Source organism: uncultured Dysgonomonas sp., assembly GCF_900079725.1.
GTDB lineage: Bacteria > Bacteroidota > Bacteroidia > Bacteroidales > Dysgonomonadaceae > Dysgonomonas.
The window spans coordinates 4,844,224-4,857,503 of the sequence record NZ_LT599032.1 but is presented as its reverse complement, the minus strand read 5'-3'; the positions used below and the strand labels follow the sequence as shown (position 1 = coordinate 4,857,503).

Sequence of the window (13,280 nt, the reverse complement as noted above, 5' to 3'; positions counted from 1 at the left end):
TTTCTTTATTTAATTTTCTTCTGATTATTCTTTACTTGAATCCATAAAATAGTCGAATGACTGTACGGTCACAGGCCCTAACAGACCCGAAGATTGTAATTCGGAAGAGCTATTCCATGGATTCACCGGAGTCCATGTCTTACGTTGCTCAGTAGGTAACTGCTGATCGCCTATAAGGCGGTTTATCCAGTTATTTGAGACTTCGACTTCGATTGTATTCTCACCTTCCTTTATCCATTTCGAGATATTTACTCTGTACGGGTAAGTCCATACACCGCCGGCATAGTTTCCATTGATGAAAACTTTACCCATTACCATTACTTTCCCGAGGTCGATATACAACTGGTTATCAGGGATGGATTTCATGTCGATAGTCGTTTTGTAGCGGGCTGTACCAGAGAAATATTTAATTTGAGGGTCAGACGATTCTTTCCAGTCATATAATTTCTCGAAAATTACAGACGACTCAGGTGCTACAATTCCGTTGAATGTCACTTCCCATGGAGTTTCAATAGTGGTTATAATTTTCTCGGGAGGGAAGTTTTTGCCTGAAACGGATTTTTCACTATTCTCTCTATTGAAAATAATAAATGCACTGCCGTAGGCTTCCAGTTCCAATGGCATCGTGGTTGTTGCCCCATCAACTGAGTATTCGGGAAGTAATCGAGTTTCTCCTGTCAGGGCATCCCATAATTCGGGAGAACTGTTTGTTGCACGGAATGTAGCATCGAAAGAGACTTTTTGTTCCCGTTGATTTGAGACAAAATATATATCCGCATCTTTCAGTTTGCGATGAATGAAAAGTATCTGCTTGCCATCTCCCGATACACTAAAATCGGGTGTAACTGAGAGGGTCGAGAATACATTTTCCAAAGAGTTGCCATCATTGAAAACATATCCTTTTCCATATTGGCGGTGGCTTCCCGAGATTAAATCAGCCCATAATCCGGTTGCAAGTTCTTTCACTTTCTTATCTGCTTCGGGATAGTCTTTCATACTAGGGGAAGACTCTGGTGCCGGCCCAAGAATTACAAGTCCCTGACGAACCATCTCTTCTATTTTTACGAGTAATTCGGGACGCATTGTATTCAGTTTAGGTAATACAAGTACCTTATATTCCATGCCACTTTCCAGTATAAGTTTGCCATCCCGCACCGTTGAACGGGTCATCAGAACTTCTCCATTGATATAGTCGAACGAATAGCCGGAAGGAAGTGCCGGATCGCATATCCCGGTCATTTTAGGAGCATCCTCTCCTATAAAGTAAGCTACATCGGCAATATACTGTCCTTGCTGAAGCATAAAGTTTGTCCGCTTGAGGTAATTTGTAAATAGATCGATATGTTCAAACCATGTATTTTTACGATTAAATTCGTTTCCAAACCATGCACTCATGCCCGGATTGCGATCTTCGTATGGTTGCTGTATATAAACATGCAAAAGTGTACTATTTATACCCTCCGTAAAGAAACGGTCACCTCGCTGCTTCATCAGATACGGGTATCGGCTGAAGCCGGCGCCTGCAGCCGTAAATGACTCTGCCCAGACATTACGCTTACCATAGATATGAGCACAGGATGAAGCCGCACGATTTTCTATATCACCCAAAGAACCTTCGCTCCAATACTCTCCGGCAACTTCATCGGATTGTCCTCCATATTGGAGAAACTCTCCGGGGAATCCCCAGTGTCCGTAATTTTCGAGCCATGTCACCAATCCATGCTTGTGGCTCTCGTCCCGAAGTCCGCCCACATAATCATACGAAACCCTGTCGGCAATCAGGCGACGAAGATCCCATAAAAAGCGATCCGATAAATCCGGACTGCCAACTACAGTACCTCTTAATACAGGTAAAAACGGTATAGGATCATAGCCATAAACTTCCAAGAAACGTTCAGCCATGTCATCAGTCCAATTTTGTCCTCCGGTTTCGTAACTATCCTGAACCACAACTTTAAAGGATGTACGGTCTTCGGCCGGAATACGGCGCAATATCTCTCCGATAAAAGCATCGAAATGAGTTGCTACGTGCGTCTTACTCATTTTATCTATCTCCAAACCAAGTCCTTCGGGGCTGGCCGGTCCGTTAGTCGTTGTTGTAGAGCGCATTGCGGTTCTCAGTATTTTCCATTTTCCTTCAGGTACATTCCATTTTAGTTTTCCATCATTGAAATTAGAAGTTATATCTACTACCCTACTTGGATCAACCAATATAGATTCTTCTGTTACCATAGGTTGTTTTTCCCACAGATAATCATGCCACAACGGAAGCGGAGTCTGGAACATCTTTGCAAGAGTTTTTTCGGGATAACGCTCGACCATAGGTAAAGATGAAAGGGTTGCTTCAAAACCGACATTACCATCTTCGGGCAATACCAGACGATAGTCCGTAGCTTTAATTTCTGGTAGAGAAATTACAATTGGAGCTAAAGGATCAAAACCCACATTCATTTGCATATTGCTTCTATCTATTGTAAAATCTTTCAGTAACTTATATTCTCCATTCTCTTTGCAATACAATGATGCCGGGGTAAGAATCGGTCTGTCTACCTGAATAATAAGGCTGCGTACAGGATGTTTGCCCGACATATGCATATCGAGATTGAGACTGGCTCCATGTTTCTTTGCCGCCTGCCATTTTTTACTTTCTTCGGTATCGGGTAAAGGATATGCTATTACTCTTACATCCTGAGCCCTTTCCCCTACTTCGGGTAATTTATCATTCAATTCTACAGGCCCTTCCACCACAAGTTCTGATGAGGCGAGATAGCGCATACTTTCTTCAGGTTTTACCCAAGGACCTCCGGACTGGCTCCAGCCCGGGCTATTGAAAATACCTATTTCGATATTAAGTTCCGAAGCTTTTTTCAACGCTGTGTGCATTATTTTCCACCAGCCTTCCGAAAAAAGTTTATGTTCTCCATAGGTGATATCATCTAATCCGATATTTCCAATGAAAGCACGGTTGATTCCGGCTTTTTTCATCGCTTCCAGGTCTTTAATAACTCCTTCTTCCGAAATATTATCTGAAATCCAATACCAATAGACTGCTATCTGGGTGTTTTGGGGTACTTCCCGGAAAGCATCCCGTATTTCAGCCAGTGAGGGTTCTGCATTGTCATTACCCTTACAGGAAAGGAATAACGAAATGACCGTAATTAAGAATAGTTGAATTGTTTTTTTCATGGAATATATTATTTTTATTCAATTCATAGGTTTAATCGATAAAATACAATTTATTATTGAATTTATACCCCTTCCCAGTGTACTTTTTTTAGGTTTCGGCCCTTTTTCTATTTAGAATTAAGTTCCAATTTTGCTTTTCCTATACCTTTGACTGAGGCTTCAAACACAATATTACCTGTATCCTCATCTGATTGAACAATAGCGACTAATTGACCTTTGAACAAACTCATTCGCGGTAGATGAAATTGTTCTAAATTTGTAGGGTCGCCATTAGATGCTGCGCGGAAAGTACCTGCTCCGGACACCTCAAACAATACGCTATGGCTAGCTTCGGGACATAGGTTTCCATCTTTATCAACCACTTTAACCGTGATGAACGCTAGATCTTGTCCATTAGCATCGATAACAGTCTTATCTGCCGAGAGTTCTATTTTATGGGGCCTTCCGGCTGTATGAACTTCTTTTTCTGATACTGCGTTCCCATCCTTATCATATGCTATTACTTTTATTGCACCCGGTTCGTATTTAACATCCATCCACATCAGGCGATAACGCTTTTGACGCTTCAATTTCCGGGCGGCTTGCTCATTATCTGTTTCTTTCTCGGTCATAGACAAATCTTTGGAAATACGCCCCTGACTTTTGCCATTGATAAACAATTCGGCCGCAGGATGATTGGTATACACAAATACAGGGGTTACTTTCCCTTCACGTCCGGGCCATGTCCAGTGAGGCAGTATATGCAAAGTCTCTTCGGTTGGCCTCCAGTGGCTACGGTAAAGATAATATCTGTCCTTGGGTAGTCCGGCTAAATCTACTATACCAAACAGGGAACTGTGATTGGGCCAGACTTCATGATAAGGCGTAGGCTCACCAAGATAATCGAAACCCGTCCATACAAATTCTCCGATACACCAGTCATAGTCGTCATGGAGAACAAAATCATCTTCGGGGAGGTTAGACCAACTCCCACAATCCAGGTCGTAGCCTGACGACTGATTATCTTCTCTTACTCTATTTATTGTACGCTCGACCGGAAAGTGATATGTTCCACGCGAACTGAAAGTAGATGCGGTCTCACTACCCATTAATATTTGCTGAGGAAGTTCTTCATAAGCCTTCTTATACAAATGAGTTCTATAATTGAATCCTACTACGTCGAGGATGGAAGCTGAATGAGTTTTTATTGCATTCTGCACCTGGTCGATACCCATTGTTACCAATCGCGTAGGGTCTTCCCTATGACATATATCTTGTAGCCAACGGGCTATTTTTGCCCCTTCATAGTTTGCTTGGTCAGGAACTTCATTCCCTATGCACCACATAACTACAGACGGATTGTTTCGGAAATGGTGAAGAACATTTATTAAGTCACGTTCTGCCCACTCATTGAAATAGATATTGTACCCATTTTTCATTTTAGGAGTCTGCCATTCATCAAATGTTTCTACCATTACCATCAAACCTAATTCGTCGCACAGCTCTATAAGTTCAGGTGCCGGCATATTGTGCGACGTCCTTACTGCGTTAACTCCCATCTCTTTCATTATTAGCAGTTGACGGCGAATAGCGCTTGTATTGACGGCAGCACCAAGAGGTCCCAGATCGTGATGAAGGCATACCCCTTTGAATTTTAAAAATTCGCCATTTAAGAGCATACCCTTATTGGGTATTATCTCTAATTTTCGAATACCAAAACGAGTAGCATAAGTATCTTTTAAAACACCATCGACATAGATTTCAGACTCAGCCCAATAGAGAACCGGCGTATCCGGAGTCCAAAGAGATGGAGATTTTATTGTAAAGTTTTGTTCAAAGGTATTGAGGTCAGTCTTTGTTAATTGTGCATTATTTTCTGTCACAATTTTTCCTGACATATCTTTAATTACGGTTTTTAATACTAATCTGGAATAGGCTTTGCCCGGATATTCGACAGAAGTGAACAGTTTCACTTTAGCATACTCTTTCTCTACAACAGGAGTTGTCAGATATGTACCCCATACGGGTATATGAACCTCATCTGTAACTATCAGATGTACATTCCTGTAAAGCCCTGCCCCCGGATACCATCGTGACGATTCAGGATAATTTTCTAATCGGACAGCCAGTAAATTATCTTTTTCTTTCAGATAGGGAGTGATATCGAAATGGAAACTGTTGTAACCATAAGGCCAATATCCTATCTCTTTTCCATTCAGATAAACTTTTGCATTGCTCATTGCCCCATCGAACAGTATATTCGCTTTTTTGCCTGCCACAAAGTCTTTAGCATCGAATTTTAGTCTGTACCAACCAACACCTACAAAGGGCAGTGCGCCTGTACGTCCGGGTTTCAAAGAGGCATGTGTTTCTCCGTCTTGTTCTATGGCAACAAACTGAGGATCATTGTTGATGTCGAACGGGCCATATATCGCCCAGTCGTGAGGAACAGATACTGACTGCCAATGAGCATCATCAAAATCCTGCTTGATAGCTTCTATATTATCTGTCCGCGAAAATTTCCACCCTTTGGTCAATGTGGTTTTCGTTCGGGCATGTATAGAACATGCCATTAATAAGATAATGGTTATGGCAAGTAACAATCGTTTCATTTCTGATATATATCTTTTATATTGCTAATAGTATCCGGCACGATGACAAGTCATCTGGCATCATGCCGGATTGTGAATTCATTCGGTCTGTCCGCTTAGTTCCATCCCGTATTTTGCCAGTTACTTCCCGTAAACTCAAGCATTTTGTTTACTTCGTCCTGGTCGATGGCATAAAGCATATACTTATCTTTCCAGCTATTACGTGGAAAGCTAATCCTTGTATAGGTATAAGCATTGCCATCTTTGGTTATTCTCATGCCCGTAAGGTATCGGTCTGTCTTCTCTAAGATTTTCCATCGGCGGACATCAAAGTAACGATGCTCTTCAAAAGCCAGTTCCACACGACGTTCATTTCTGTATTTTTTCTCAAAATCATTAACAGACATACCAACCGGAAAATCCGGCATCTGGGCTCTTTTTCGTACAGCATTTACTGCATCACGCGCACTCATTGTTATGCCATTACCTAAATTAATTGGAGTATCAGGGCCATCTGATTGATAGGCTGATTCAGCAAAATTCAAGTATACTTCTGCCAAGCGAAAGAGACGAATAGCACCATCGGCATTATTGCTGTTGTTCGACTGCCAATTATTAAATTTACGCATATAGTAGCCTGTTCGGGTACTTCTTCGATCGTTCACCGAAATACCATCCGGAGCACCAACATACGTGTAAACAGGTGTGCTCTCTATCGCTTCTCCTTCTATTTCGATATTCATTCTGAAATTCCTGATGTCCATTCTGGAAGCAGGCTGCTGCTCCATTAAATCGAAACGAATATAAGAACCTGCATTCCAACTGTCGCTGTAGTTATTTTTTAAGTGTTCGCTAAGGTCGACCGTAAAAGTAGTCCAGCCACTGCTTGCAGGAATATCACCTATTGCAAAATGTTTGCTTGGATCGATACCTCCGTTAACTACAAAATACATTCCTGCATCAAGAAAAGTGTTGTCGTTTGTTCTATACTCGAAAGTGAAAGTTATTTTGTTTTCCATCGCCCAATTTATCTGTAGGTCTAAAGGGTCGAAATAGATGTATGGGTCACCTCCGATAGTTTCTATATTATAACATTGCTCGGCCTCATTATAACCACCCGAAAGATCATTCACTGCAGCTAAATTAAAACTCATAGGATAGCTATCATTGCGCCCACCTACAGAAGCCCCCAATGTCCTTTGTGCTTCATTGTAATATATGGAAGCATAGAAACGTGGGTCGCGCCCTTCATATGGATTTGCCGGGTTATAACCCGAAATAGAGTTGATGATAGGAACCAGGTGCAGTTCATCGGAATAACCTGTAATTGGAATCTGTCCGGTAGCCTGCATTTCATAGCTATCTACCAGTTCCTGTGTAGGACATGGCCCAGATTTTAACATACCGGCAGTAGAAGGCAAGCCTGCATTTCGCCAAATTTCCATTTTAGTACCGCATTGGTAAATGGTTTCTTTGTCCACAGAGCGTTGATCGTCCGAATTGGTTATAAAATACAAAGCATAAGGGTTTTGGGCTATTTCTGCAGGAGGATCTACGTCGAACAGTTGATAATTATTTGCCAGCAAAGCACCTAGAGCTTCTTTATTGACAGCTGTTGCATCAGCCCATGTATAAGTACCATCCGACCACTGCGGACTAGCTGCATATGTTATAGCCTGCGACTTGATTGCATAAGGGATGGCACGGGTCATGATTCCAAAAGAATTTGACGGGACTCCCCATCCAAAAGCAGCATCAGACGCTGAAAGAGCAGCATCGCAATCTTCCATAATCAATTTTACTACTTTAGAAAACGGTTCTCGTTTATCGGATGAATAATCATGGCCTATTTCATACGATGCAGTTAATACTGGAATATCCCCATAGCGCTTAGCCAGTTGCAGATAATATAATGCACGCAGGGTATGTACCTGAGCCGTCCAGTTGGCAATTTCGTTTCCGCTTACACCTATGGTTGCTGCATCCACATTGCGTATTCTGTCCAGAAAAACATTGCATTTGCGTATCCCCTGATAAAGACTTGTCCAAGGGCTGCCATCGCTGGAATAAGAAGCATAATTCTGAGCATTTACATTATCAGCATACCACATCGAAAATTTCGATCCTGCCGTAATATCATCAGCATCCTGCGCCTCATCTGTCATAGAAGCACGGTCCATATATGGAGCAGGGCAATAACCATAACACGAATTCAGGTATCCTCTGATTCCATTACGCTCCGAAAATATTTCGTCGAGAGAGGTGCGCCCGTCCGATTGCATATCCAATAAATTGGAACATGAAACCATCAATGGAATAATAATATATAAAATATATTTTTTCATAATTGTATTCGTTAATTTCAGAAGCTTAAATTCAATTTTACATTATAAAATCTATATACGGGGATGGAAAGATAACCTCCGCCTTCAGGACCGAAGTCACTGCTTTTCATACTATCCCACGTGAGCAAATTTTGTGCACTAACACTTAATCGTAGATTTTCAATAAAAATAGCATTACTCCATTTTGCAGGGAATGTATAACCTATCTCAATATTTTTCAATCTCAGATACGAACGATTGTAGAGAAAAAAGTCATTCGTTTCATGATTTATATTCTTTTGAGTAGAGAGTGCCGGATAATCAATAGTTTCTCCGTTCTGATAGCGTTCTTGTGTCCACGCATTTCTATGCAAAGAACCGAATACACCATCCAAATCATATTCGAATACGCCCGCACCGCTAAATGTTGTAGAGTATTTGCCGACTCCCTGAAAAAGGACACTAAAGTCGAACGACTTATATTTAGCTTGTCCAAATATCGAATAATAGTATCTTGGAAGACTCCCCGTGCCGATCGGAGCTTTGTCCTTTTCATTAATAATACCATCATTGTTCAGGTCTTTATATCTCAAATCTCCGATTCTTGGAGTCCCTATCTCATACTGGAGGTTATCTCGGTCTATTTCTTCTCTGGAATTATAGAATCCATTGCCATTATCTTTATTTATCAGGTATCCGAATTCTTGTCCTAAGGAATAACCTTCTTGCCATTTGCGGTAAGCATAATCATCATCTTTTATTGCTTCGCCACCGTTTATTACTTTGTTTTTGGCATGTAGTACAGAACCGCCGACACTGAAACTCAGGTCACGATTAAGGTCTTTTGTATAAGCCAGTGTTAACTCATAGCCTTTGTTTTCGAAAACTCCACTGTTCGATGCGGGGAGATAATCGAGAGGAACTCCCTGATAAGCAGGTAAGCTACCGCCAGAATGTATGACCATATTATCCATTTTATCTTTGAAATAATCGAAAGAAAGTGACAGGTTATCGAAAAGCCCTATGTCTGCACCAATATTTAGCTTCTTGGAAATCTCGGGCCTGATATCCGGATTAGCAACCTGAGCCTCTGTTACTAAATAACCAAGGGATGGGATAGTACCTCCATTTCCCAGCACAATATTATCCAGATAAGAGAATCTGCCTAATCCAGAATTCTCAGTTGCTGTCTTTCCATATGCAGCTCTCACCTTCAGATTACTAAGCCAGGTCGCATCCTCTAAAAATGCTTCGTTCGAAGCCGTCCATGCTGCAGAAACCGCCGGAGTGAATACAAAACGATTGCCGGGGGCATATTGTTCCGAGCCGGAATATCCCATATCGAGTTTCAATAAGTATCTGTTGTCAAAGCCATAAGTTACTTCTGCGCCACTGACTATTTTCATATAAGGCAATAATAAGGGCATGGTTACATCTCCTTTTATCAGGTCTTGATAGTAAGCATATGCCATAGCGCCTATCTGATGTTTGCCAAAATCTCTTTTGTAATTCATCATTCCATGATAAGTCAATTGATAGTACATCGATGACGCTTTTTCATATCTCAATGGAGTATCCACATCAGTTCCGTATTTATTGAAACTGAGGTTCGTATCATCATTTTTCCGTATCCACTTTTCATATTCCTGCCGTGTATTCAGACTATTAACAGAATTTGTCTGATAGGAATAAGAGCCACTCATACTCAAACCTTTGATCCAAAATCCGAGATCTAAGTTAAGTGCAAACTGTGCATAAATATTCGTTACCGTATGGCGGGAAAATCCGGAACGGTTTATCAATCCGTATGGTGTAGCCTGAACTTTATCAGTTACAACAACTCCTCCTTCGGGCGTTGTGGGTCCATATATAGACGATGGTATCTGAAACAGGGTAGGATAAATATTGCCTAAAAAACCTCCTCCGGGAGTTTTTTCCCTTTTGATATTTCCAGCCAGTCGCAATGATGCGCTTAAATACTTATTTATCTTAGCGTCAACATTAGACCTGAAGTTTACCCATAGATAATGATTGCTCGGATTATATGCTGTCTGATCAGTGTTGTAGAAATTATCCTGATGCATCATATTAACATTAGAATAGTAGAGTACATTTTCCCCACCTCCAGACAGATTAACCCCTACACGTTGCATACTGGTAATATCTTTCATAAATTCTTTCCGCCAATTATTGTTCGGATAAAGATTCCCGTCCGTACCAGAATCAAAGCCTGCTATCTGATTGTCATTAAAGTAATAATTAGATCCTAATCCATCGTTGTCAGCTGCCTGATTTCTCATTTTAACATAGTCGGCAGAATTGATAAATGAAGGTGTGGTTGACATTTGTTGAAATGTCTGATCTAATTTCACTCCTATTTTCAGTTTGCCTTGTACACCCCGCTTAGTGGTGATTACCAATACACCATCTGCACCCTGTATCCCATATATAGCCAGTGAAGCCGCATCTTTTAGCAGAGTAACCGTTTCTATTTCATCAGCTGTGATATAATCGAATGTTTCAATCGTATTATGACCAATCACCATTCCGTCTACAACTACGATTGGCTGACCGCCTCTTACGGATGATGCGCCTCTTACGTTAATTGAAGTCGATGCACGAGAGAGTTCTGAATTTGTTTCATGGCTAAATATTCCCGGAAGTCTTCCTGCCAGAGCCATCGACAAATTTGCTACAGGCGACTTGGCTAATTCTTCTCCGGTGACTGTGGAGATAGCTCCGGAGATGTCTTTTTTCCGTTGTGCAGAATGTCCCAAATAGATTATCTCGTCCTTATCATTGGATTCGGCCCGATTTAAAGTCATGTCTAATTGTGCTCCTGCAATTTTGCCATAAACACTTTTGTATCCTAAAGATGAGAACAGCAGCCTTTCACTTGCGAGGGATAGGGTAAGTGTATATTTACCATCCTTGTCTGTCATTGTCACATCTTTATCATAATCGGAAGATACCTTAATACCTGCAAGGGGCTCGCCTTCCACATCAGTAACCTTTCCGCTTATAATCGATCCGCTTTGCTGCGCAAGAACATAAGCAGAAAATAGCAGGCATATACTGATTGTTGTTATAATCTTAATTAATTGTCTCATAATTCATTTTTCATATTTGATATTAGATCGCCTGTTTACCATCCGGGATTTTGCCATTTATTACCAGTAAGTTGTTCCATAAGATTAACATCATTGGCCGGAATTGGTACCCAGAGGTATTTGTTCTGATAACATAAACGCTCTCTAAGAGATTGACGAGTATATGAATAATGGGTAAAATCGCCATTGCTGTCTACTTCTCTTTTTGCTATTATAGCCGTAAGGTATCTATCTGTTTTGGCAAGATTTTCCTGAGGGCCAGACCAACGTCTTACATCAAAATATCTGAAACCTTCGAGAGCCAACTCTATCCGGCGCTCGTTATGTATACGAAGAATCAGTTCCTTTTGTGTGAGATTGGATGGCAGATCGGGCATGCCAACACGTTTTCTAATTTCGTTGACCGCGCTATGTGCATCAGCCAGATGTCCGGCCTCGGCGGCAGCTTCGGCATAATTGAGTATCACCTCACCCAAACGGAACATCTTAAATTGTGCTCCAGCAATACTATTATCGGCTCCGGCGTTAGGATGCAGAAACTTTCGTTCGTAATACCCGGTTCTTGTTCCGTTTCTATGCTCTAAGGCAACTCCTGTATATGGCTCTTCCGGATAAGTAGCGATTATTCTTGTTCTGTAACCTTTATTTGCAGGATAATTTTCGTAGCAGCCAGGTACTTCGTTTACTCTCCAGTAGCATGTTCTCTGAGAGCCATTATAATACATTGTTCCATAAAAACGAGGGTCACGATTTTCGTATGGATTAACCGGGTCGTAAGTATTGTTATTAGAATTGTAATTCGGCTGAAGATGCTTTTCCTCATCCAGATAAGGTTTATCCAGATTGAGTACAGGCATGGCATTTGCCCCCTCTACGGTTTCATAAGCATCAACCAATTCTTGAGAAGGGCAAGTTCCGCTTTTCATCCCATTGATGCCAATCCCGTCGTAATCGAAGATAGCTCCCTGGCCTCCACTGTTTTGGTATATTGTTTCGCGGTCGGCAGGGGTTGCACTATATTGCATGCTCTGAGTGAAATATTCATTATAAAGTGCCGCATAATCGTTAGGCAAGTGTGCTTCAGGACTCTTATATACATCCGGATAATTAACCTTTGAGTATAGTTCATAACCATTATCTTTCAGGCTTTTTACCAGTTGTTTATTTATTGTATATGCTTCTTCCCAATAGTTTTGTCCATCATTGTATAAAGGGCTGGCAGCATATAGTATCATGCGTGATTTTATAGCTGCAGCCATGGCTTTAGGAACACGGAAAGCTTCGGCTTGAGTCGTGATTCGCCAAGGTAAATCTGATGTTTTCAGAGCCTCGTCACAATCTTCCATGATAAATTTTATAGTTTCGTAATAGCTCGGTTTTTGCACATTACTGAAATCTTCATCCAGGGAATAAACTTCACGTATGATAGGAAGCCCTGTCCCAAACCAACGCAATAATTCACTATAATAAAAAGCCCGGAGTACATGCGCTTCGGCCTTCCATCGCTTTTTATCTGCCGGTAATGTTACATTTGCACCATCGATGCGGGTAAGAAATAAAGTGCATTTACGAATAGCTGCCCAATATCTTTCCCAGTAATTCCCATTTCCACACCAGTCGCTCACGTTGAGTATAGGATGATTGGATGCCGATGCATTTCCATTATACAAGCGTCCTGATATGAGGCCTGCCTCTGAATCGGAATCCCATGCTTCATCGCTCCAATTGACAATTCCACGTGACCAGTAATGAAATTTACCTCCCATTTCGGGTATATACTCATAGCAAGTACTTAGATAGGCACCTGTTTTATCATTGTCCTGAAATATATCATCAAGGGTGAGATAGCCATCGGGAGACATATCGAGCACGTCCGAGCATGAATTCATTACCAACAGGGTAATAAGTCCGGATAATACTATATATATTTTTAATAACTTCATGTGTTTGATTTGTTTAAAATTTCTATTAAAGAATTTTTCAACTGTTTTTATTACATTTAAGGTCTCAGACCTTTTTATTGCTTTGGTATCTGCAACAACAATAGCCAGTTATGATTAAATAATAGTGGATTAAATACTTTCTTTTAT

The 13,280-nt window shown here is 41.1% G+C and carries 5 protein-coding genes; all 5 read right to left on the bottom strand.

Features of this window, described 5'->3' with window-relative positions:
• Positions 1–24: 24 nt before the first annotated feature.
• The 5 genes from QZL88_RS19665 to QZL88_RS19645 all read right to left on the bottom strand — a co-directional run bounded on the left by QZL88_RS19665 (position 25) and on the right by QZL88_RS19645 (position 13,133).
• Positions 25–3,186: a glycosyl hydrolase gene (locus QZL88_RS19665; protein ID WP_296944335.1), complete on the bottom strand. Its 3,162-nt coding sequence runs from the start codon at positions 3,184–3,186 to the stop codon at positions 25–27.
• A gap of 107 nt (positions 3,187–3,293) precedes the next feature.
• On the bottom strand, positions 3,294–5,777 hold the full coding sequence (galB, locus tag QZL88_RS19660; protein ID WP_296944332.1) for a beta-galactosidase GalB: 2,484 nt from the start codon (positions 5,775–5,777) through the stop codon (positions 3,294–3,296).
• A gap of 95 nt (positions 5,778–5,872) precedes the next feature.
• Entirely contained in the window at positions 5,873–8,101 is a 2,229-nt protein-coding gene (locus tag QZL88_RS19655) for a RagB/SusD family nutrient uptake outer membrane protein (protein ID WP_296944327.1), read from the bottom strand.
• Positions 8,102–8,118: 17 nt separating this feature from the next.
• The gene (locus QZL88_RS19650; RefSeq protein WP_296944324.1) at positions 8,119–11,190 is read right to left on the bottom strand and encodes a SusC/RagA family TonB-linked outer membrane protein; all 3,072 of its coding nucleotides are present in this window, start codon (positions 11,188–11,190) and stop codon (positions 8,119–8,121) included.
• Between the two features lie 35 nt (positions 11,191–11,225).
• Entirely contained in the window at positions 11,226–13,133 is a 1,908-nt protein-coding gene (locus tag QZL88_RS19645; RefSeq protein ID WP_296944320.1) for a RagB/SusD family nutrient uptake outer membrane protein, read from the bottom strand.
• Between the last annotated feature and the right edge of the window lie 147 nt (positions 13,134–13,280).